This is a genomic window from Pseudoduganella sp. S-14, from assembly GCF_049913285.1.
Taxonomy (GTDB): domain Bacteria; phylum Pseudomonadota; class Gammaproteobacteria; order Burkholderiales; family Burkholderiaceae_D; genus Rugamonas.
In genome coordinates, this window is record NZ_CP183991.1 from 2,036,927 (window position 1) to 2,059,654 (window position 22,728).

The window sequence follows — 22,728 nt, forward strand, 5'->3', positions numbered from 1 at the left end:
GGACCGCTCGATGAGCATCAACCTGAAAACCCTGATCGGGAAACTGAATGACACTTGCCGCAATGCGGCCACCCGCGCGGCCAGCATCTGCGTTGGCCTTGGCCAGTATGAAGTAGACCAGGAACACCTGCTGCTCGCATTGCTGGAGAACCCGCGCAGCGACATGGTGGCGCTGGCGCGCCATTTTGAAGTCGACACCAGCCGCCTGCAGGCCGACTTGCAGGCCGAGATCGCGCGCTTTCGCAGCGGCAATGCGCGCACCCCGGTGTTCTCGGCGCGCCTGCCGAAGCTGTTCGAGCACGCCTGGCTGATCGCCTCGCTCGACCTGCAGGCCGGCCAGCAAGTCTTCATCCGCAGCGGCCACCTGCTGCAAGCCATGCTGACGGACCCGGAACTGTCGCAGCTGGCTTACCGCAGCTCCGCCCTGTTCCATCGCTTTGAAGCCGACGACATCAAGCACCACCTGGACAAGCTGACCGCCAATTCGGAAGAAGCCGAGGCGGCAGCCGCAACGCGCGCCGCGGGCGCGGGCGGCGAAGGCAGCCTGGGCGGCGATCCGGTCGGCGAGATGCAGCAGCCCGCAGGCAAGACCCCGGCGCTGGACCAGTTCACCACCAACCTGACCGAACGCGCGCGCGCCGGCAAGGTCGATCCTGTGATTGGCCGCGATGCGGAAATCCGCCAGGCCATCGACATCCTGATGCGCCGCCGCCAGAACAACCCGATCCTGACCGGCGAGGCCGGCGTCGGCAAGACTGCCGTGGTGGAAGGCCTGGCCTTGCGCATTGCCCAAGGCGACGTGCCGGACGTGCTGAAAGGCGTGGCGATCCACACCCTGGACATGGGCCTGCTGCAGGCCGGTGCCAGCGTCAAGGGCGAATTCGAGAACCGCCTGAAGAATGTGATCGACGAAGTGCGCAAGAGCCCGACGCCGATCATCCTCTTCATCGACGAGGCGCACACCATGATCGGCGCGGGTGGACAGGCCGGCCAGAACGATGCGGCCAACCTGCTCAAGCCGGCGCTGGCGCGTGGCGAACTGCGCACCATCGCAGCGACCACCTGGGGCGAGTACAAGAAATACTTCGAGAAGGATGCCGCGCTGGCCCGCCGCTTCCAGGTGATCAAGGTCGAGGAACCGAGCGAGGAACTGGCTTGCGCCATGCTGCGCGGCATGGCTCCGCTGATGGAGCAGCATTTCAACGTGCGCATCTTCGACGAGGCGATTACCGAGGCAGTGCGCCTGTCGCATCGCTACATCATGGGCCGCCAGCTGCCGGACAAGGCGATCAGCGTGCTCGATACCGCCTGCGCCAAAGTGGCGCTTGGCCAGAGCGCCACGCCGGCGCTGATCGAGTCGCTGCAGCGCCGCCTGGAGCGCATGGCAGCTGAGACGGGCGCGCTGGAGCGCGAACTGGCGGCCGGCGGGGCGCATGAAGAGCGCCTGCAGGAACTGGCCGGCCTGCGCAGCGTGGCACAGGAAGAACTGGCGGCACTGCAAGCGCGCTGGGAGCAGGAGAAGGCGCTGGCAGCGCAGATCGGCGAGGCGCGCGCCAGCGTCGAGGCGGCATCTGCACAGCAGGCCGGCGCCGGCGGCGCAGCGAGCCAGGCGCACGACATCCAGGCAATGCTCAGGGAGCTGCGCGCGCTGCAAGGCGAAGCGCCGATGGTACCGGTGCAGGTGGACGGCAATGTGGTGGCTGAAATCGTTGCCGGCTGGACCGGTATCCCGCTGGGCAAGATGGTGAAAGACGAAATCCAGGCCGTGCTGAAGCTGCGCCCGGCGCTGGAAGAACGCGTGATCGGCCAGCCGCACGCCATCGAAGCGGTGGCGCAGCGCGTGCGCACGGCACGCGCCAACCTGGACGACCCGAACAAGCCTAAGGGCGTATTCCTGTTCGTCGGCCCCTCCGGCATCGGCAAGACCGAGACCGCGCTGGCCCTGGCCGACGCGCTGTACGGCGGCGAGCGCAAGATGGTAACCATCAATATGAGCGAATACCAGGAAGCGCACAGCGTCTCTGGCCTGAAAGGTTCGCCGCCAGGCTACGTCGGCTACGGCGAAGGCGGCGTGCTGACCGAGGCAGTGCGCCGCAACCCGTACAGCGTGGTGCTGCTCGACGAAGTGGAGAAAGCCCACCCGGACGTGCTGGAACTCTTCTTCCAGGTGTTCGACAAGGGCGTGATGGACGACGCGGAAGGCCGCGAAATCGACTTCCGCAACACCATCATCATCCTGACCTCCAACGTCGGCTCCGCGACCATGATGCAGGCCTGCCTGAACAAGGAGGCGGAAGAAATGCCGTCGCCGGAAGAACTGGAAGCGGCGATCCGCCCGCAACTGGTGAAAGCCTTCAAGCCAGCCTTCCTTGGCCGCCTGAAAGTGGTGCCGTACTACCCGCTGGGCGACGATGTCCTGGCCAGCATCATCACGCTCAAGCTGGACCGCATCGGCCAGCGCGTGGCCGCCAACCACAAGGCGACCTTCCATTACGACGATACGCTGGTCGAAGCCGTGCTGGCGCGTTGCACCGAAGTCGATTCCGGCGCCCGCAACGTGGACAATATCCTGAATGGCACCTTGCTGCCTGAGATTGCGGAAGCGGTGCTGGCGAAAATGGCGGAGGGCAGTGCGATCGGCCGCATTGAAGTAGCGGCCGACCAGCAGGGGAATTTCAGCTACAGCGTGGTCTGATCAGTTGGACGAGGAGATGCCCAGCATCTCCTCGATATGCTGCAGCGAGTTGGAGTCTTTCACCACGCTTCGCAGCCAGGTGTGCAGGTCCTGCTCACCGGCGTCGGCGGCCTTGTCCGCGAAGTACGAGACGGGACTGTGCGGCTCGGTGCGGCGGAAGAAGCTGGCGATCTCGCGCAGTTGCGTGATGGCCTGGGCGCGCGAAGCAATTGGGCCGCTCGCTTGCGGTGCAATGCCGGCCACCGGCTGCGCAATGATGATCTGCTCGCCGGCGGGCGCCGTGCCAAGCGGCGTGCTGACCGTGGCCGGCAGGCTGGCGTGCGACGGCATCGCGTCGATCATGGCCTGCACGGCATCGCGCGCCGCGGCAAAGCCGGGGCTGTCATTGCCCAGGAATTCATCGGACACCTGTTCCAGTTCCTTCAGGGCATCCATGCAATAACGCGCATCGGTCGCGAATTGTTCGCGGAAGCGCGGCGAATTGCGCGAGCGCGCAGTCTCCATGTCGGCCAGTTTTGGCCAATCCGGATTGCGCGCATGTTCCGGCAGGCCGGCCTGCTTGCGGGCCATGTCGAAGTCGATGGCGGAAAACGCCGTGCCCTGGCCTTCAGTCAGCGGCATTTCGCGCAGAAGGTTGGGGGTGCGGCCCAGGATCCAGGCCAGGTTGCCGACGCGCTGCTCCATATCGTCGCCATCCGGTTCCGGATACAGGCCGTTGTTCCAGAATTCACGGATCAGGCCCGCCAGCAGGCGGAACGCTTCCCCCAGGCCCTGCATGCGGTGCTGCTTGGCCGCGGCCTCCGCCAGCCAGACCGCCACGCGCAGGTCTTTGCTCTTTTCGCCCAGCAGGGTGCTGCAGCGCTTGACGACGAAGGCCCAGTCGGCCTCCTTCAGTTCGGTGACCCATTCGCCTTGTTCCAGGGAAGGGTCGTCAAAGCGGCGCGCCTGTGCAATGGCGTCGAAGTCGCTGGAGAAGGACAGGTCGTCGCCAGCCGGTTGTGCCGGCGAGATCGGCGCCAGCAAGGTTTCTGCGTTAAACATGGATATCTCCTCGGTTACTGCGCCATGCGGAATTCAATACGGCGGTTGCGTGCACGGCCTTCGACCGTATCGTTGCTGGCGATCGGGCGATCCGGGCCGGAGCCGGATGCGATCAGGGTCTCGGCAGCAATGCCCTTGCCGGTCAGGTAGTTGCGGACCGCTTCGGCGCGCGCCTGCGACAGGTTCTGGTTGCTGGCGCGCAGGCCCACGTTGTCGGTATGGCCGATGATTTCAACCTTCTGGCCTTTCAGCTTGAGCATCGCGGCGCCCATTTCGTCGAGGATGGCCCTGCCGGTTGGCGTCAGCACGGCCTGGCCGCTTTCGAATTCGACGATGCGGTTGGCCAGCGTGCGATCGAGCACGCCCTGGTCGGCGGCCGACACGCGCAAGCCGTTGGTGACGGTATAGGTAGGATTCAGCCGGGTGGCAAAGTCGCTGGCTATACGCTGGCGCTGGGCTTCGTTGGCGACTTCGCCGCGCACGGAAACCGTGGTGCCGTCGATCTTGAGCTGGCCTCGGCTGACCTGTTTCAGGTCGGGCGTAATCAGCTTTTGCACGTAATCGCTCCAGTTGGCCGGCGTGGTGACCTGGCCCACGTTGATCTGGTCGAGCACCTTGTCGGCGCCATAGACTTCGCGCAGCTTGGCCAATACTGCAGCCTTGCTGGCTTCATCGGCCACGGTGCCGCTGGCGACCACCTGGCCGGGTACTTGTGCCTGCGCCGCAAAGGCGGCGCACAGCAGGAGGAGGGGAAGGTAACGCATATCAGTTTCCAATAAAGGAAGTACGCAACGAGTCGTGCGCAGATTTCAGGGAAAGTCCGGGATTGGCGAGGTAGGCCGATACCCTCTGGATCGCATGGTCTTCATTCACCTGGTCCTCGACCCAATTGACCTCGTCGAAGGCGATATGGTGGCCCTCGCCGACCTGCGGGTCCATGATGCTGAGCAGGGTTTGCGGCGAGGCGCCGCTGAAGCCGAGCACCAGCACCGGCTTGTCATCCAGCCGTGTCAGGAACAGCGACAGCTCGAAGTCGGCGCGCGCCAGGAACGGCGTGACCACGTGCATCCAGAACGCCGCCACCAGGTAGCGGTAGATCGGGTCGGTAGGCAGCGGCAGCACCAGGCTCTTTTCCAGGCGGCTCGAGCTGCTTGCCATCACCGGTTGCAGCAGGATGCCAAGCGCCAGCAGCACCTGGCGCACGCTGCCGGTGAAGCCGGCCTGCGCCAGCATGGCGTCCAGGCCGCCGACAGTCTGCAGTTCGAGGAAATCGGCAAAGGCGGCGTCGTAGGCGCTGGCATGGGTGTCCAATTCCACGGTGTTGCCGTTCAGGGCCTGCAGCGGCGCGGCCGCATCCTCGGCGGACAGCACGCCGCCGCTCAGGTTTTCCAGGCGGTTCCACAGGCGGTTCAGCACCAGCGGGCTGTTGGCGGCAAAAGACGACGGTTCGTCGACGTCGATGCTGCCGGCCATCAGGAAGGGAAAGCGGCGGCTGGACTGGTCGCTGCTGGCCGCGATATGGCCGGCGATAGCCGCGCGGCGGCGCGGCCCGAACAGGGCGAAGTGCAGCGGCTGCACGGCGTCGTAGGTCAGTTTCCAGCGCGCGTCGGTGCTCAGCATGTCCATCGAGCGCGCCATCCAGTCGTCCATCATCTGCAGCACTTTCGGGTCGCTGCCGCCTTTTACGAAGTCAGCCCGGCTCGGAATCTTGCCGAAGTAACCGATAGCAGCAGCGCGACTCATTGCGCACCTCCGGTCGCGGCAATGGCTGGTTCGCCACCGGCGCCGGACGGTGCCGGGCCGCCAACCACGGTGTCGGGCAGGCGCAGCTTGCGGAAGCCCTGGCTGGCCTGGACCGGTGCTGCAACCGGGGCCGGTGCCGAAGGCAACAGGCGCAGGTTGGCTGCCACGGTCACGCCGCCGTTGGTCCAGTTCAATTCAAAGCTGCCATCCGGACGGCGCTTGCGCTGCGCCGCATCGATCATTTTCTTCAGGCCGAAGTGTCCGTTCTCTTCCAGCACCACGACCTTCCTGCCGTCCGGCGTGAAGGCGGTAATGCGCGAACCGGGCACGCCTTGCGGGTTAGGCCAAACCATCGACACCCACGGCTGTTGCTGGCCCTTCCAGCGTACCGACTGGCCATCGATCTCGATGGTGTATTCGCTGACGCCCGTCACGGCCACGGTCTGCAGTTCGAACCGGGTTTGCGCTTCCTCGCTGCTGGCGGCCTGGTTGGCAACGCCGTTCGCACTGAGCGGCGCAATCCAGCCCGGGAAGGCAGTAGCGACGGCAGGCGACAGGGTAATGCCCATATTGGCCCAGGTCTTGGCGCTCAGGGAGTCGCCGCGGCGCACCACCAGCGGGCCGATGGTCGTGTTGAAGAATTTCGCCACCGCACCTTCAGGACCGAACACCTGGCCGATTTCGGCATTGCTGGCTTCCTGCCTGGATTCGGTTGCGAACGGATACTTGGTCTGCAGGTCGCGGCGGAACGGCTCCAGCACCTGCGCCGCCCATACCTTGTTGATCTCGGCTTCGGTCGGCTGCACGATGACAGCAAAGGTTTGCATCAGCGGGCGCACCAGCAACGGACGGATGGCCTGTTTCTGCGGGTCGCTCATGCCGACCAGCATCTGCTCGTCGACATATTTCAGGGCGTCGGCCAGTTCAGAGCCGCTGCCATCCAGCGTTTGCTGCATGAGCTGCTTGGCGCCGGGGCCGGGGTCCCCCTGGTTCTTGATCTGGTTGAAGCGCGCGCGCAGCTTGCCCAGGCTATCCATATAGCCGCGCATCAGCGACGCATTGTTGTCCTTGACGACCACCAGTTGCGCCACGCCGGCGAATTCGCGCCCGACAGGACCGAGCGGCAGCGGTGCGCCAGGCTGGCCTTGCGGATTGGCCGGCAGGTTGATGTTCACCTGCGAAGGCTTCTGGCGCAAGATGGTTTCGCGGAACCAGTCGCCGATGCCGCGCTGGGCGCGCTGCAGACCGCTATCCAGCAGGGTAGGGTTATCCCACGAGGTTTCCTGATACACGGTGGTGACCAGCTTGGAAATCGGCGAGGTCTGCGGATCGCCCAGGCGGTTCATCGCGGTTGCTGCCGCTTCGAAGCCGTTCAAGTCCTTGATCGCCACGCCCTGCAGGAACTTCTGCCATTCCTTGGCGTAATCGTTCTTGTACAGGTCGACCAGGGCTTTCTGGATCTGCTCAGGGCTGCCTTCCAGCGTCAGGTCGTCCTTGGCGGCGGTCTTCAGCACCCAGTCGGCGCTTTGCAGCTCGTGGTTGGCGGCTTCCTTGAAGGCGTCGCGCACATAACCTTCCCAGGCGGCACGGGTGTAGGCGCCGGAAATCGAATAGCTGCCCACGACCAGTTCGCGGTCCTGGTCGCCAACGATGCGAGCCACGGTCATGGAAGGGAAGCGGGTCGAGGCACGGGCCTTGACGTCCGCATACACGCGCTCGCGCGCCGGCATGCCGCGCACCACGCCGCGCAGGGTATTGCGCGATTGGTCGACCAGCGCCAGGCGGTTCTCGACGGTCGGCCAGGAAGGATCGTTGATCTCGGACAGGTAGAAGGCGATCAGGCGCTCGGCGCTGCGGATCATCTGCTCGCGCGGCATCGCACCGCGATTCGACTCCAGCCATACGCGCCAGAAGCGGGTCAGCTGGTCGTTCAGGTGGCTCGCTTCGGCGCGCGACCTATCACCCAGCATCAGGTAGGTTTTCAGCGCGTTGTAGGCGTCTTCCACGTTTTCTGGAGAGGCGTCCTTGAACTGCTGCGGTCCGGCGTTTGCCACTGCAGGCGCCGGCGTTGCAGGCGCAGTGCCTGGCGCGGCGCTTGGTGCTGCAGGCGCAGCTGCGGCCGCCGGCGTGGCAGCGGCATTGCGCGCCAGCGGCTGCAGGCGCTCGGCATTGGTATTGACTTCGCCCAGGAAGGTTTCCAGGGATTGGCCAACGGGTTTCAGCATCACTTCACGAACGCCAGCAAAGTATTCTTCGCGCAGCTTGCGTTCCAGGTAGGCACCCTGGTACAGGCCCAGGCTGACCGACAGTGGGCGGTTGTCGCGGAAGCGATCCAGTTGTTCGATACGGTCCTGCAGGATTTCCAGCGCCTCCAGGCGTGCCGCCAGGTCGGGGCGCTGTTTTTGCAGCTTCACGACTTTGTCGAGATCGGCCTGCACATTGGCCACCAGGGTGCGGTTGCCCATGTAGGACCAGCTCCAGCCGCCCAGCAGCAAGCCGCTCAGCGCCACCGCGCCGAAGAAGGCCGCATAGCGCATGCGCACTTTTGCCGGGCTCGCGTATTGCGCCACCAGGTTCTTGTCCGCAAAGATCACGTTGCGGAACAACTTGAGCAGGAAGTAGCCATGCTGCTGTTCGCTGCCGTGGTGTTCTTCGCGTTGCAGGCTCAGGTCGAAACGCTGCGCCACGCGGTGCGAGGTAGCGGAGACGCCTTCGCCTTCCTGCAGCGCGCTGGTGAAGTAGAAGCCGCGGAACACGGGCTTGAACTGGAAGGGGTTTTCTTCGAACAGCGTCGCGATGAAGGTGCGCAGCGGCGCCTTGACCGAGTTGAACTCCAGCGGGAAGGTGAACACGCCGGACGGCAGGCGTTCGCGCCATTGCAGGGCCATATTGGCCAGGCTCATTTCCTTCAGGCCTTCATACAACTCGTCAAAGCGCGCATCGAACTGGCGCAACAGGTCTTCGTTCGGCTGGTTCTTGTGGTAGGGCAGGGTGGCGCCCCACACGCGGTCGCGCTCACCGATTTCGGAATCGTGGAAGAAGTCGGTGAAGCCGTTGATCAGGTCAGCCTTGGTAAAGACGACGTAGACCGGCGCATGCACTTCCAGCTTTTCGGTCAGCTCCTGCACGCGCTGGCGCAGGTTCTTGGCCAGTTCGATCGCGAACTCCGGGCGCTTGCCGGTCAGCTCAGCGATGCTGACGGCAATGATGATGCCGTTGATCGGTGCTTTCTTGCGGTACTTCTTCAGCAGGCTGAGGAAGCCGAACCATTCGGCGCGGTCTTCATCGTTGACCGCATAGCGGCCGGCGGTATCGAGCAGGATGCCGTCGGTGGTGAAGAACCAGTCGCAGTTGCGGGTACCGCCCACGCCTTGCACGATACGGCTGCCGGCCAGCGGGAACTGCAGGCCGGAATTGGCAATCGCCGTGCTCTTGCCGGCGGCCGGATTGCCAATGATCATGTACCAAGGCAGCTCATACAAGGCGGCGCTGCCGGAGCGCAGGCCCAGCTTGGACGTCTTGATGGTCTGGATGGCATCGAGCATGCGCTTGCGCAGGGCTGCCGTTTCGTGGCGCGGCGCTGGTTCGGCCTTGGCTGGCGTTGCGGCGGCCTGCTGTTCCAGCATGCTGCCCAACTGCGTGGCGGCGCGGCGCGCGCGATAGCGACGCCACGACCAGACCATAATGCCAAGCAGCAGGGCGGCTGCCAGCACGGCAAAGGCCAGGGTGTATGGCAATTCCAGTAGCACCGCCGCCACTAGCAGGAATGCCGCGAAGGCAAGCCAGCCGTAGATAAGGAAGGCGGTGCGCGAGGTCAGGATTTCCCGGATTCTGTGCATCATTTTTCTACTCTTGCAAGGTTAGCTAAGGGGGCGCTTTACTTGCCGGGGCCGAGTGCGGCGGTCCAGCAAGGCGTAACGTTGGGGTGGGGGGCTGTTGGCCAGCGTGAGCGCAAGGGCGCCGCGTCTTGTAAATGTGCTTCAGGCATTGCGAATTCCTATTTCCTTCTCACGCCGTCCACACGCAACTCCGTGTGGCCGAAATCCATCATCTTCCAGCGGCCGCCCCAGGTCAGGCCCAGGCTTTCCGCCACTTCACCAAACAGCTGGTATCCGCGCATGGCCCACGGATCGCGCTCCGAGATCACGAGCTTGCCGTCGCGCAGGAAGGCGCAGTCGGCGGCCAGGCCGTATTGGTGCCAGCTCTGGAAGGCCTTGGCATTGGTCACGTTGCTGCCTTGCGCCGCCAGCGCGTCCTGGCGCTCAGGGCTGCGGTAGCCTTCCAGAATGGCCATGTCATAGCCATGGCGCTCCTTCATGATGCGGAACGCCTGCAGCAAGCGCTGCGAATAGTCCTTATCCAGCAAGGCCCAGTCGCGGCTTGCCGACACCAGGCCCGGGCGCACGATTTCGACCTCCGGCGTCATGAACAGCATTGGCGGCAAGGGGGCCGGCGGCACCAGCTGTTCGCCCTGCAGCAGTTCCGATACCTGCTGGTTTGCTTCGCGCACCGGCGCATCGAAGCCGCCCACCATGGTGCGGCTGCTGGCCATCCAGGCGACAACTGCCGGCAGCAGCATGATGAACAGCGCCGCAAGCGCGGTCCATTTGTGCTCGCGCAGGAAGTTGCCGCCCTGGCGCATGGCCATTGCCGATTCCGAACCCAGTGCACCGGCCTGCTCGCCGCCGCGGCGCGCGATGTTCTGTACGCGACGCTGGAAACGGCTGCCCACCAGCTCCAGGCGGCGCGAGACATAGGCCCGCCCGGCAGGGAACAGGACCATCCAGCTCAGCGCGCAAGCCAGCAGGAAATACAGCACGACAGCGACGAACACCACAATTGACCTCTGGAATCTAAATTACTAATTTGATAACACCGCGGGCGCGTGTCGCCTTAGCAATAAATTATTGCGGGAAAGTATATCTTGAAGTTCTGATAATCCGCTTTAACTTGAATTTCAATCGTGCGCGCCCCCATTAAAGGCGGTCTGCCCTAGAGTGCGCACCTTTTTCCTGGGATAAAGTATATTAATGATAACCTTTGCCAGGAGTAATCCATTGTCATCAAGCAACGAAACCCGGAAACCGGCAGGCCGTCCAAGCCTGCTTTCGGCCGAGCAGCAAAATGCTCTAGAGAATCAACCAGCTTCGCCGGCAGCCTTTGAGCCGCCGCCTGCGGAAGCTCCGCGCCGCAAACACTTGTGGATTGCCGGCGGCGTGAGCGTCCTGCTGATCGGCGTCGCCCTGGCGTTTGTGTCGTTCGGCGGAAGTGAACCGGCTGCCGAAACAGTGGCTGCCGCGGCGGCGCCTGCAACAGCGCCAGCCTCCGCCGCTGCGACCGCGCCTGCTGCCGTACCCGCCGGCGCAGCAGCAGTGCAGCCCGCACAGCCAGCAGACAATTCGCCGCTAGGCGCCTTGAATGCGCCTCAAGTTGCAGCCATCATCGATGAATCGCCGCCGCCTGTCGTCGGCAAGCCAAAGGAATCGCTGAAGCAGATGCTGGAAAGCGGTACACCGGCCACAAGCAAGCCCGCTGCGGCAAAGCCAGTACGCAAGCCGGCCAAGGAAAAACCAGCCAGGGAGTCCGAGCAGGAGGCCACGCAGCCATCCGCGGAAGAGGAGAATGACGTCCAGCTCCTGGCGGCGCTGGTGGCCCACGCCAAGTACGATACTTCGGCAAACGCCCGCATGTCCTTGTCGAAGGCGCTCGACCAATGCAAGAAGCAGGGCAAGCAGGATGCGGCCCGCTGCCGAATCCGTGTCTGCGAAGGCCGCTGGAAGAAAAACGAATGTCGCGTTTACAGCCGCAGCAAGCTTGAAAAGGCCGCGACAGGCGCGTGAGGCTCTAGCTTGGAAGGAGCGGCCCTTCAGTTCGTCGCCGGCATTGCGCGACCTTCGGCATAGTGCGCGCTTGGCAGCAACGACAGCATCAGGATTGAGAGGGAATTGTTGGCGGACCGAATCATGCCTTCCGACGGCAGGCCGAGTGCTCCGTCATAGCCACAAGCCAGAACGGCAACCGGGCGCGAATCGAGCCATCCGCGCCTTGCTTTCTCGATGGTCACATGCGCGTTTTCCATTTTCAGGAAGGGCAGCGGGAATTGAAAGACTTCCGCCAGCACACCCGTTTCTTCCGGCGCAGCCTGATGGACTAGCTCCTTCAGCATTTCGGGATCGCCGCAATGCTGTTCAACCAGTTGCGAGAAGTTGTCGGAGTCCAGACTCTCAATCCCGAACTGAGGCAATCCCGAATACGTGATCTTTTCAACGGCAGTTGATTCGGGCGCAATCCGTGCGCTCCAACCGAAGGTCACCTGGCTTTGCCAGTTGTTGATGCGGACTCCCTGTAGCAGCGGGAGCTTCTCGAGCTTTTTCCAATGAATCTCGTTCGAGTAAATCGGGCCAAGGCCAGCCTTGCGCAGGACAGGGGTGATGTCCTGCCCGAGCAAGAAGGCTCGTTGAGTACTCATTACGCGCATTGGGGCGCCGTCATGGAACGCCTTCAGGTCGCGGAAGGTCTTGTCTGCATACGCTTCGCCTTCGCCAAGGTATTCGAACAAGGGAGTCGCGGCATAGAGGCCGGCGTACTGCGGATGTTTTGTCGCGTTGTGAAAAGAGACTGCCAGCTCCACCTCATGGCCGTTCAGGCGAATCCGGACATCGTTGATCCTTGTCTCGCCCAGCTGGACGCCAACCGTCAATGGCACTGCATTCTCGAAGTCGTAAGCGAAGCCTGTGCTGGCGAAGCAGGCGAAAGTGATGAAGGCCAGGGAAGTCTTTAGTTGCATGTTCGATTGGTTTGCTGGCCTGATTTGCTCATCCACGCAGATATATGCTTCAGTGAGGTTGCAGCGTTCATTTTGAGAGTACGCCAACCAAGGCTGCAGTAAAGCGCATCATTTACTTGAACAGGCGGGCTGCTTCAGCGGTCATTGCTTCGTTCACGTCGCAGAAATTGCGCTTGCTGGCGACCTTGCCAACCTCTCGGAAGGACAGTGCCGGTGCGTCCACCGTCTCGAGATCATCATTCTTTTTCAGTTCCAGCACCGTGAAGTTCACGCGGCGCTCATCTGCCCACATGCCATCGCTGTGATGTCGCGTTGCGGGGTGATGAATTGCTGCGCGTGCAGCGGCAGGCCGATGGCGAGCAGCAGCGCGCCAAGGAAATGAACTTTCATGTGATTCTCCGGGTTATGCGATGTGCGAGCGGGCGAAGTCGATCAGCTCGCGCGGATAGAAGTGGTCTTGGCGGTAGGTGGTATCGTCGATGCCCAGCACGAAGCTGATGGCTGCGGCTTCCAGCGACCAGTAGCCGAAGAACTGGAAGCCCTTGCGGTTGGTGCCGAAATACGGCTCGTCTTCGCTCATGTCGTACCAGGCACGCATGTAGTCGGCCATCAGGGCGGGCCGCTTTTCGGGTACTGCGGCGAAAATCGGCAGGGCTTGCGAGTAGGGTCTGCCACGCGTGCATTTTTTTGGCGGCGCTTCGCGGCCAGGCACGAAAGGCGCGACCAGCTGCTCCAGCAGCGCGTCGCGACGACGGTTGCCATGGTCGAGGATAGGCATGATGCTGGCCAGCTTGTCCTGGTGGCCCAGCAGGATAGCGAAGCACACCAGCGACAGGCCGGTGTGGTAGTCATCATCTTGCAGGTCCAGCCAGTGCCTGTAGCCGTCCTCGTCCTCGCCGTTCTCCTGCGCTGTAAATGGCGTTAGGAAGCGCGCGTAATCTTCCCAAAAGCTGAGAACCAGCGGAAAAAAGTATTGAGGTCCTCCAATGCATGGCCGGCGCTGTAGCCATTGCGCAGGTGATTCACGGACTCCCATGCAAGCAGGTGTGCTCCGTCATACTGCTCCGGGTCGGCGCATTCGTAACAGACCTTGTCGGTGAAGTGCGCCAGGTTGTCCTCGTAGCTGTCATAGCGCATGCGGCTGGAGCGGCGCCGCTGCTCGAAATCTGCAGGGGACAGTTTCTTATGCCGCCAGAACATGGCCAGGTCGTCGAGCGTGGCGGGCGGCGCCAGTTCGGAGCCTTCCACGATAGAGGGAGCGACGTAGGACGGCATCTTGCCAGCGTTGGCCTGGCGTGCAAAGGCCACCATGTCCGCCGGGTAGTAGGGCAGGTGGCGATAGCTCGCCTCGTCGATGCCCAGCACCAGGGTGATGGCCGCAGCCTCCCACGACCAGTAGCCGACGAACTGGTATCCCGACTTGTGCAGGTCGTAATAGTTTTCGCGGCGGCTGGCCTCGTACCATTCTGCGAGATATTGCGCCATCAGTGCCGGCCGTTCCGCGGGCTGCGCGGCAAAGATGGGGAGAACTTTCGAGTATGGCAGGTTGCGGCGGCAGATGCCGACAGCCGGATCGCGTCCTTCGACGCAGCAACTGAGCAAGCGTTCAACCAGCGCGTCGCGCTTCTCATTGAGGTAGTCGATCAGCGGCACCAGGCGATGCAGCATATCCTGCTTGCCAAGCAGGAGGCCAAGGCAAACCATGGTCAGCGCTTGATGGTACTCCGGACCGGCCAGCGCAACATGCGGCCACGGAGTCTCGCGATCATTGCTATCGTTATAGGCCTGGTTGTAGTGGGCGTAGGTTTCCCAATGTTCGACCGCACGGTCGTAGAAAGCCTGAAGCTGGGCGATGTCATGCCCGCCGCTATAGCAGTTGACCAGGAACGCGGTGGCGTCAGTCGCCAGGCGCTTGGTCGTGTTCATCAGGTTATAGAGCGGGATCGCCGAGATCATCTCAGGCGGTTGCTGCAGACGTTCCCTCACATGCTCGAACGTCTCGAGCTGGTCATGGAAGTTTTCTTCGTAGCCGTGATACCTAAGCAAGGGTTCGCGCAGGGACTGGTGAAAGTCGCTTTCTGACAGCGGGGCATGCATGGGTGTTGCTCTTTCTGTAACGATGCGGACCGCCATTACAGCCTAGAATTTCGTGAACGGCAAGAGCGATTCAATTGAATCGGGGGGGAGCAGGCGAAAAAAAGCGGGAAGAGCCCGAAAGCCCATCCCGCTTTGTTGTATTGCATAGACGCTCAGGCGTCTGCTTAGCCTTGTTTCTCGTCGTCGCCAGCAGTGGCTGGGTATGGACGGTTGACCCACAGGATCCAGTAGCGCGCCAGGTCGGCACGGCCATCGGCGCCTTGCACGGTTTCCAGGATCTTGATGGCTTCATCCTTCTTGCCGGCCATCGCGTAGGAGTAGCCCAGGCGCAGCTTGGCATCTTCCGCGTTTTTCAGGCCGCCTTTGGCGATACCGTCCTGGATCAGCTGGATACCCTTGTCATACTGGCCCATGGTCACGAACGCGTAACCAAGGTTGACCATGCCGGTGCCGTTCTTGGCCTTGCGGGCCGAAGATTCGGAGGAGGCGATATTCTTCATGTCGTCCGCGGCTTGCCTGTCAAGTTCGCCCTTCAGCTTCTTGATCTTGGCGTTCTGGGTTACAGCACCGTTGGCGATGCCGGCATCCAGGACGGCCTTGCCTTCGATGAACTGGCCTTCGAGCTGGTCGACTTCGGCCAGTTCCACATAGTCCTGTTCTTCCATCTTGGTGGTGGCCACTTTCTGCAGGCGAATGATGTCAGCCGAGAAGCGGGTGGAGTAGTTTTCCTTGCCGCGGGTGCGGTACAGCATGTCCGACCAGTAGCGGTCACGTGGATGCCAGCGCACCAGGCCTTCCAGCGCCGTCAGGTAGGTAGCCTTGTCCTTCAGGCGATGCGAGGCGTCGGCCAGCATGTGCAGCTCTTCGCGGGTCATTGGCTGGTTAGCCTTGATGCTGTCGTTCAGCTTCTTCAGCAGGTCGGCCTGCACGCCCTTGTAATCGCCCGATTCGAAGCGGATCGCCATGATCTGGCGCGCCACTTTCGGGTCGCCGGACAGTTCGCTGTACTTCTGCAGGTTTTCGATGGTCTTGGGGTAGTTCTTCTGTTCCTGGTAGTAGCCCGCCAGCGCCTGCGTGAATTTGGCCTTCTCTTCTTTCTCCAGGCGGCCCGAAGCCAGCACGTACTCCAGCATTTCGATCAGTTTTGGCTTGTCGCCCATGCCCAGAGCAGTGGCCAGGCGCATGCGGTTGATGAAATACTGCTCGTAAGGAGTCTTGTTCGGCATTGCATCTGCCTGGTCCAGCAAGGCGTTCACTTCGCCATACTTTTTAGCATCCAGCAGAGGGGCCAGGATTTTGCTGTCCAGGAATTTAACCATCTCTTTGCGCACCGTCTCTTGTGGAGCCGCGGCAGCCTGTTTGTCTTGCGCGTGTGCGGTCTGGACCAGCGCCGGGACGGCGCCCAGGCCGATGGCTGCCAGCAGCAGGCCGATACGTGCGAAACGGTGTTGGGTCATGGTATGTGATCCTTCTTGTGGTTGAGGCAAACGTCTATTCTCCCATAATTTCGTCATGGGACCGGTTTTCTGAAGTAGCCAATTGTAACGATTTATTATGGCCGGCCGAAAGCCGTGCCATCGGCCGCAAACAGCATGCAGCGCTCCGGCGGCAGGAATAGCGTGGCAGCTGCGCCGGGTGCCGGCAGCGCATGATCCTGTGCCAGTTTCACCGCCAGCGATTCCGCCATGCCGGGCAAGGCCGCATAAGCGATTGACTGATCGCCAAGATACTCCACATGGCTGATCGCGACAGCGGCCGCATTGTAAGCTTCTTCTCGCAATTGCAGGTGTTCCGGACGCACGCCAAGCGTGACGCGGGCGCCGCGCTCAACCTCGCCAGTCAGGGCCGCTACTTCGACAATGGCGCCGCCCGGCAGCAGCACCGCCACGTGCGTGGCGCCCATGGCCATCACTTCGCCCGGGATGAAGTTCATGCGCGGCGCGCCGAGGAAGCCGGCCACGAACAGGTTGGCCGGGCTGTTATACAGTTGCTGCGGCGTGCCTGCCTGTTCAACCTTGCCGCCGTTGAACACCACGATGCGCTGGCCCAGCGTCATTGCTTCCACCTGGTCGTGCGTCACATAGATGGTGGTGGTGCCCAGTTCCTTGTGCAGGCGGCCGATTTCCAGCCGCATTTGTACGCGCAGGCCGGCGTCCAGGTTGGACAGCGGTTCGTCGAACAGGAACAGCTGCGGCTTGCGCACGATGGCGCGGCCAATGGCCACGCGCTGGCGCTGGCCGCCGGACAGTTCCTTCGGCTTGCGATGGAGCAGGTGGCCGATTTGCAGCGTGTCGGCGGTGCGTTCCACTGCCGCGCGCAATTCGGCGGCGGGCGTGCCGGCCAGCTTCAGGCCGAATGCCATGTTTTCATATACCGTCATATGCGGGTACAGCGCATAGGACTGGAATACCATCGCCAGCCCGCGCTGGGCTGGCGGCACGCTGTTGGCGAGCCGGCCGCCGATATGCAGTTCGCCGGCGCTGATTTCTTCCAGTCCGGCGATCATGCGCAGCAGCGTCGACTTGCCGCAACCGGACGGACCGACAAACACGGTGAATTCACCGTCCGCGATGTCCAGGTCAATGGCCTGGATGACCGGGTCATTATCGCCATAGCGCTTGGCGATATTGCGCAGCGAGACCGATGCCATGAATCAGGCTGCCTCGGGCACGGCGTCGCCGCTGGATTGCTGGCGCGATTCCATCGGGATGAACTGCGACAGGATGGTGACAGGAATGGCGGCTACCAGCACCCAAAGGAAAAAGTTCTTGTAGCCCAGCGCCATCTGGATGTCGCCGCTGATCCAGCGGAACAGCACGAAGCCAAGCTGCATTACGCCGGTTGAGAAGGCGTAGTGCGCGGTGGTGTATTTGCCCGGTGCTACCACCTGCATCATGTACAGGATCACGCCCACGAAACCGAAGCCATAGCCGAACATTTCCACGCTGAGGGCCATGCCGATCAGCGTCAGCTCGGACGGCAGTGCGTGCGACAGGTAATAGAACACCAGGTTGGGCAGGTTCACAGCCAGGATCAGGAACAGGATCGCGCGGCGCAGGCTGAGCCAGGAAGTGAAATAGCCGCCGGCGATGGAACCGACAATGAAGGCGATGGTGCCGCTGGTACCGTACACGGCTCCCACTTCGGCCGTGCTCAGGCCAAGGCCGCCGGCTTCGCGCGCCTCGCGCAGGAACAGCGGGCCAATGGTTTGCACCTGGGCTTCGCCGGCGCGAAACAGGATGATGAACAGGATCGAAACCCAGATGCCGGGCTTGCGGAAGTAGTCGAGGATCACTTCCTTCAGCGTACGTGCCACGCCAGCTACAGTGTGATCGTCCATGCGGGCATTGGGGCTGATTGGCAGTGCCCAGAAATTGTAGCTGCCTAAAGCGCACATGGTCAGGCCGATAATACCGAAGATGACCGTCCATGCCGAGGTAACTCCCTGGGTCTTTTCCAGATGGCCGGCTAGTGTAAGCAAGCCGCCTTGCGCCAAGAGGCGGCCGGCGTTGAAGAACGTGCCGGTCCAACCAGCGTATTGTGCCTGCCCCTTCTTTGACAGGCTGGCGATATACAGGCCGTCGCACGAAATATCGTGCGTGGCGGACGCGATCGACGCGAGGAACAGCACTGCCACGCTGGCACTCAGCCAGAATGGGAATTGCAACGCCAATGCCACCAGGCCCAGGCACACGCCACCAAACAGCTGCAGGCTGACTACGACCAGCTTTTTGCTGGAAGCCAGTTCAAGAAAGGGACTCCACAAGGGTTTGAAGATCCAGGCGCCGCCGAGAAAGGCCAGCCAATGGCTGATTTCCGCGTTCGACATGTTCATGCTCTTCATCATCTGACCGAAGACGAGCGCAATGGCGAAGTAGGGCAGGCCCTGCGCCAGGTACAGCGTGGGGATCCATTTCAGCGGGTTGTGGCGTGCGGCGTCCATCTTCTCTCCTTAATCCTTAAGCAAAGCCGGGAACCGGGCAGCGGCCGGTGGCTTCAAGTTCGCCCGACAGCCAGGCGTTGACGGCTTCCAGTGCGGGAGCGGCGAAGCCATAGGTCATCAGGGCCGGGGACTGGATGTCCAGCGCCTGGTACGGGTTCCACAACGCCAGGTGCAGGTCCGGCTTCCAGTTGTTGCGGGCGTTGTCGCCGTAGCGCAGGCGCGATGTGGACGCCAGCACGGTGAAGCGGCCATCCTGCGGCAGCGCCGACCAGTCAAAGGTGTTGGCGTCGGCGAAGGTGACCAGGTCCACGTCGTACAGCTTGCCCAGCGAAGCGGCCACGGTGGCTGCCGGTACGCCGGCTTCGGAAACGCCATCGCTGACCACATCCTGCCGTACCACCAGGCGCAGCTTGCTGCCCGGGGCGGGGCGTTGCGGGTTGCCGCGCGCTGTCAATGCGCGACGCCAGCCTTCGGCCATGATCACGCGGTCTGCGGCATCTTCCTTATAGGAGCGCTGCTGGCAAGGATAGGCCTGCGCCAGCGCGTTAAGGCGCGCCAGGCGTTCGTCGACAGCAGACTGCGACAGGGAACCATCGGCCAGCGCAGCCGCGATGGCGTCCAGGGTTTCGTCCTGGGTTTCGGTAGTGCCGAGCGCCATCACCATGTCGGCCCCGGCCAGCAAGGCGCGCACGGCGGCGTTGCCCACGCCGTAGCGGCCGGCGATGGCGTGCATGTCCATGCCATCGGTGATGATGATGCCCTTGTAGTTCCATTGCTTTCGCAGTATGCCGTCCAGGATGGCGGGCGACATGGTGGCGGGATTATCCGGATCGATGGCAGGGTAGACGATGTGGGCCGTCATCATGGCCGGCGCCACAGGGGCGGCGGCACGGAAGGGCGCCAGCTCCAGCGCGTCCAGTTCGGGCAGCGCCTTGTCGACGGTCGGCAGGTCGCGGTGCGAATCGACGTGGGTGTCGCCGTGGCCCGGGAAGTGCTTGACGCAGCAGGCCACGCCTTCGGCATGGCTGCCGGCCATCCAGGCCATGGCCAGCTCCACCGCGCGTTTCGGCTCGGCGCCGAAGGAGCGCTCGGCGATCACCGGGTTGTCCGGATTGTTATTCAGGTCCAGCACGGGCGCGAAGTTCCAGTTGAAGCCGAGCGACTTGGCGGCGCGCGCCACGGCGGCCCCGGTGCGGTAGGCCAGGTCGGCATCGTCGGCCGCGCCCAGCCCCATGGCTGCGGGCGGCGCCGGCACCCAGGTCGAGCGCACCACGGCGCCGCCTTCCTGGTCGATGGCGATCAGCGAATTCGGCCCCATGGCCTCGCGCAGGTCGGCGGTGAGCCTGGCCAGCTGCACGGAGTCGGTCATGTTGCCGCGGAACAGGCACACGCCGCGGATGCCGTTGGCGCGGATGAAATCGGCAGTCGCCTGGTCCAGCACCGTGCCGGGAAAGCGGATCATGATCAGTTGTCCCGCTATTTTTCGTAGTTCTTGTGTGCTCATTTGACTGCTCCGTCCATGCCGCGCATGAAGTAACGTTGGGTGAAAAGGAATGCCGCCAGTGTCGGCACAATGGTGATGATGGTGCCTGCCGCGATCACGCGCGTGCTGCTGCCGAAGGTGCCGCGCAAATACAGCACGCCCACCGACAGCGGGAATTCGTCCGGCTTGCTCATGACAATCGATGGCCAGATGTATTCGTTCCATGCTTCGACGGCGGTCAAGATGCCGACTGTCGCCAGCCACGGGGCGATCAGCGGCAGCATGATTTTCGTGAAGATGGTCCACTCCGAGGCGCCGTCGACGCGGGCAGCATCGACCAGGTCTTGCGGCACTTCCTCGAAGGCCTGTTTCAGCAGCAGGATCGCGACTGCATTCACCACGTTAGGCAGGATCACGCCCGAGTAGGTGTCTACCATTCCCAGTTCGGTGACCGTGATGAAGTTGACCAGGAAGTTGACTTCGGACGGCAGCACCATGGTCGCGATGATCAGGCCGAATACCAGCTTCTTGCCCCGGAAATGCAGGCGCGCCAGCGGGTAGGCAGCCATGGAGCACAGCACCAGTTTCCACAGCACGGTGCAGGCCGTGATCATGATCGAGTTTTTCAGGAAGGACCAGATCGGGATCACGCGGAATACCTCGGCGAAGTTCTCCAGCGACGGCTGCTTGGGCCAGAAAGTCGGCGGGTAGGAGAAGATATTGCCTTCCGTGGACAGCGCCGTGACCAGCGTCCACCAGAACGGAAAGATGCACAGCAGCGCGATGGCGGCCAGCAGCAGGTATTGTGCGGTCGTTTTCATCGGTGCTTTGGCTTCAGGTAGCGCAGGCAAAGCAAGGCGATGCCGATGCAGATCAGGGAAACGATGAAGCTTGCCGCCAGGGCGCGCGGCAGCTTCAGGTGCTTCAGGCCCTGGTCGTAGGCGTAGTACAGGGCGGTGAAGGTGGAATTCATCGGCCCGCCCTGGGTCAGCACGTCCACTTCCTGGTAAGCCTTCAGCGCGCCCAGCACGGACAGGATGGTGCAGACCATGATAGTCGGGCGCAGCATCGGTACCGTGATATGCCAGAAGCGCTGCCAGCGCGAGGCGCCGTCGAGGATTGCCGCTTCCTGCATTTCCTGCGGCACCGACTGCAGCGCGGCCAGGTACATCACCATATACCAGCCCAGCCCGCGCCACAGGGTAACAAACATGATCGCCGCCAGCGCGAAAGTGTCGTCCTGCAGCCAGCCGATGCGCGTGCCGAGGACGTAGTTCAGCGCGCCCTGCTCATGGAACATGAAGCCCCACATGATGCCCACTACCGAAACCGTGGTCACGACCGGCACATAATAGGCTGCGCGGAACACCTTGATGCCCGGCAGCTGATTGTTCACCATTACCGCCAGCACGATCGCCCCCAGCTGCACGCAGGGGACAATCAGCAGGAATACCAGCGAGTTTTTCAGGCCGGTGACGAACATCTCGTTATTGAAGATGTAGCGGAAGTTGTCGAAGCCGACCCAGTGCACAGGCCGCACCAGCGAGAAGTCAGTGAAGGCCAGTACCGATCCAAACAGCACAGGCCAGAACGCGAAGACGGCCAGCAGCACCAGCGCCGGCGCCAGGAACAGCCAGGCAGCCAAAGAACGCCTCATTGTCCGTCCCTCGCAGCCAGACCTGACCCCGACTTCGATGCCGCAAGCTTGCGGTTCCAGATGGCGACGGCGGCGTTGAGCGCTTGCTGGATATCTTCGCGGCCAGTGACGCCGGCTTCGACCGCTTTTACGAGCGCGCGCCGCAATTCGTCGTAGTCTTCGATGCCGGCAACGTACATCGTGCGCGAGTGGGGCATCGATACGGCACCGGCGGCAACGGCTTTCTCCGCCGCGCCAGCATTGGCCGGCACGGCAGTGAAGAAGGGATCGTTGGCAGCGTGCGCCGATGCGGGAAACACGCTTGCTTGCCGCGCGAACTCCAACTGGTTCGCATCGCTGGTGAGGAAGCGCGCAAACTGGCCGATGCCGGGCAAGTCCGAAGCCGGAACGCGCGCCGGCACGCCGAAATGAATCAGCCAGCCGCCGTCGGCGATCCCGGTCGGTCCGAGCGGCGCTGGCGCCACATCAGTCAGCGCATATACGTCGCGTGCGTCGGCCTGGATGCGCTTCAACGCGGTCGGCGGCGCCAGCAGCATGCCAAGGCGTCCACTTTTATAAGCCTCCACCGCTGGCGGGAAGTTATCTTCCGCAAACAGGCCATCCTTCAGCAGGCCCCCGGCGCGATAAGTCTCGGCCAGTTTGCCGACCAGCGCAACGTGCGCAGGCGAGTTGAATACCGCGCGGCCGCCAGCCAGTATCGGCAGGCCTTGCTGCAGCATCAGGCCATCAACCTTTGACAGGGCAGGGCACAGGCCCGCCTTGCCGGTACGCTGCGCGATCTGGCGCGCGAAAGCGAGTTGTTCATCGAGATCGCGCGGCGGCCTTGCAATGCCGGCAGCGCGGAAGATCTCGCGGTTATAGGCGATCACCGCGACATTGCTGTACATCGGGAAGCCGTAAGTCTTGCCCGCAAAGGAAAGATCGCGCAAGGCGCTTTGCAGATAGCGTGCGCGATCGGCGCCAAGCAGCGGATCGACAGGCGTCAACAGCCCGTCGCGCGCGAACTCCTCGGCCCACGGCACGTTCAGGTTGACCAGCGCCGGCGGCTTGCCGGCCACGATGCGCGTGACCAGCTTGGTCTGGATGATGTCCCAGGGGAAGTCGACCCATTCCAGCTTGACGCCGGGATTGGCGGCCTCATAGCGCTTTACCACGTCCTCGAAATAGGGCGTGAAGCGCGGCTTCATGCTGAAAGTCCAGAACTCGATATGCTGTACCGGCGCCGCTAATGCGGCGCCGGCAACGGCCATCAATGCAGCAAGCAGGAGTCTGTTCTTCATTG

19 protein-coding genes are annotated in these 22,728 nt (G+C 62.8%); 2 read left to right on the forward strand and 17 right to left on the reverse strand.

Annotation, left to right across the window (positions count from 1 at the left end; genetic code table 11):
• Positions 1-10: 10 nt before the first annotated feature.
• Positions 11-2,695 carry a type VI secretion system ATPase TssH gene (tssH, locus tag ACN9MZ_RS09315; protein WP_426341879.1) on the forward strand — a complete coding sequence of 895 codons (2,685 nt, stop codon included), beginning with the start codon at positions 11-13 and terminating at the stop codon, positions 2,693-2,695.
• On the opposite strand, the gene tssA is transcribed toward tssH, so the two are convergent.
• From tssA to ACN9MZ_RS09340, 5 genes are all read right to left on the reverse strand, one after another.
• A complete protein-coding gene (gene tssA, locus ACN9MZ_RS09320) occupies positions 2,696-3,736 on the reverse strand; it encodes a type VI secretion system protein TssA (protein WP_426341880.1) in 1,041 nt (346 codons plus the stop codon).
• A 14-nt stretch (positions 3,737-3,750) separates the two neighbouring features.
• Positions 3,751-4,500 (reverse strand): OmpA family protein, encoded by a 750-nt coding sequence (locus ACN9MZ_RS09325; RefSeq protein WP_426341881.1) that lies wholly within the window; start codon positions 4,498-4,500, stop codon positions 3,751-3,753.
• A gap of 1 nt (position 4,501) precedes the next feature.
• Entirely contained in the window at positions 4,502-5,479 is a 978-nt protein-coding gene (gene tagF, locus ACN9MZ_RS09330; RefSeq protein WP_426170293.1) for a type VI secretion system-associated protein TagF, read from the reverse strand.
• Positions 5,476-9,318, reverse strand: coding sequence for a type VI secretion system membrane subunit TssM (tssM, locus tag ACN9MZ_RS09335; RefSeq protein ID WP_426342882.1), 3,843 nt, complete (start codon positions 9,316-9,318; stop codon positions 5,476-5,478). The genes tagF and tssM overlap by 4 nt, the downstream gene beginning before the upstream one ends.
• A gap of 158 nt (positions 9,319-9,476) precedes the next feature.
• Positions 9,477-10,316 (reverse strand): M15 family metallopeptidase, encoded by an 840-nt coding sequence (locus ACN9MZ_RS09340; RefSeq protein WP_426341882.1) that lies wholly within the window; start codon positions 10,314-10,316, stop codon positions 9,477-9,479.
• Positions 10,317-10,536: 220 nt separating this feature from the next.
• Here ACN9MZ_RS09340 and ACN9MZ_RS09345 point away from each other — a divergent pair, with 220 nt between their 5' ends.
• Entirely contained in the window at positions 10,537-11,319 is a 783-nt protein-coding gene (locus tag ACN9MZ_RS09345) for a hypothetical protein (RefSeq protein WP_426341883.1), read from the forward strand.
• Between the two features lie 26 nt (positions 11,320-11,345).
• On the opposite strand, the gene ACN9MZ_RS09350 is transcribed toward ACN9MZ_RS09345, so the two are convergent.
• The 12 genes from ACN9MZ_RS09350 to ACN9MZ_RS09405 all read right to left on the reverse strand — a co-directional run bounded on the left by ACN9MZ_RS09350 (position 11,346) and on the right by ACN9MZ_RS09405 (position 22,726).
• A complete protein-coding gene (locus ACN9MZ_RS09350; protein WP_426341884.1) occupies positions 11,346-12,302 on the reverse strand; it encodes a hypothetical protein in 957 nt (318 codons plus the stop codon).
• 76 nt (positions 12,303-12,378) lie between these two features.
• Positions 12,379-12,558: a hypothetical protein gene (locus ACN9MZ_RS09355; RefSeq protein ID WP_426341885.1), complete on the reverse strand. Its 180-nt coding sequence runs from the start codon at positions 12,556-12,558 to the stop codon at positions 12,379-12,381.
• The gene (locus ACN9MZ_RS09360) at positions 12,534-12,656 is read right to left on the reverse strand and encodes a hypothetical protein (RefSeq protein WP_426341886.1); all 123 of its coding nucleotides are present in this window, start codon (positions 12,654-12,656) and stop codon (positions 12,534-12,536) included. Before ACN9MZ_RS09360 ends, ACN9MZ_RS09355 begins: the two co-directional genes overlap by 25 nt.
• Before the next feature lie 13 nt (positions 12,657-12,669).
• Entirely contained in the window at positions 12,670-13,092 is a 423-nt protein-coding gene (locus tag ACN9MZ_RS09365) for a PoNe immunity protein domain-containing protein (protein WP_426341887.1), read from the reverse strand.
• A 95-nt stretch (positions 13,093-13,187) separates the two neighbouring features.
• On the reverse strand, positions 13,188-14,363 hold the full coding sequence (locus ACN9MZ_RS09370; RefSeq protein ID WP_426341888.1) for a PoNe immunity protein domain-containing protein: 1,176 nt from the start codon (positions 14,361-14,363) through the stop codon (positions 13,188-13,190).
• 164 nt (positions 14,364-14,527) lie between these two features.
• Positions 14,528-15,820 (reverse strand): tetratricopeptide repeat protein, encoded by a 1,293-nt coding sequence (locus tag ACN9MZ_RS09375; protein ID WP_426341889.1) that lies wholly within the window; start codon positions 15,818-15,820, stop codon positions 14,528-14,530.
• Between the two features lie 95 nt (positions 15,821-15,915).
• Positions 15,916-17,013, reverse strand: coding sequence for an ABC transporter ATP-binding protein (locus tag ACN9MZ_RS09380; RefSeq protein WP_426341890.1), 1,098 nt, complete (start codon positions 17,011-17,013; stop codon positions 15,916-15,918).
• A gap of 3 nt (positions 17,014-17,016) precedes the next feature.
• Positions 17,017-18,306, reverse strand: a complete 1,290-nt coding sequence (locus tag ACN9MZ_RS09385) for an MFS transporter (protein WP_426341891.1) — start codon at positions 18,304-18,306, stop codon at positions 17,017-17,019.
• 16 nt (positions 18,307-18,322) lie between these two features.
• Positions 18,323-19,810 (reverse strand): glycoside hydrolase family 3 N-terminal domain-containing protein, encoded by a 1,488-nt coding sequence (locus ACN9MZ_RS09390; RefSeq protein ID WP_426341892.1) that lies wholly within the window; start codon positions 19,808-19,810, stop codon positions 18,323-18,325.
• Positions 19,807-20,610 carry a carbohydrate ABC transporter permease gene (locus tag ACN9MZ_RS09395; protein ID WP_426341893.1) on the reverse strand — a complete coding sequence of 268 codons (804 nt, stop codon included), beginning with the start codon at positions 20,608-20,610 and terminating at the stop codon, positions 19,807-19,809. The genes ACN9MZ_RS09390 and ACN9MZ_RS09395 overlap by 4 nt, the downstream gene beginning before the upstream one ends.
• Positions 20,607-21,446 carry a carbohydrate ABC transporter permease gene (locus tag ACN9MZ_RS09400; RefSeq protein WP_426341894.1) on the reverse strand — a complete coding sequence of 280 codons (840 nt, stop codon included), beginning with the start codon at positions 21,444-21,446 and terminating at the stop codon, positions 20,607-20,609. Before ACN9MZ_RS09400 ends, ACN9MZ_RS09395 begins: the two co-directional genes overlap by 4 nt.
• Complete coding sequence (locus ACN9MZ_RS09405; RefSeq protein WP_426341895.1) at positions 21,443-22,726, reverse strand: ABC transporter substrate-binding protein; 1,284 nt, start codon at positions 22,724-22,726, stop codon at positions 21,443-21,445. The genes ACN9MZ_RS09400 and ACN9MZ_RS09405 overlap by 4 nt, the downstream gene beginning before the upstream one ends.
• Positions 22,727-22,728: the final 2 nt, after the last annotated feature.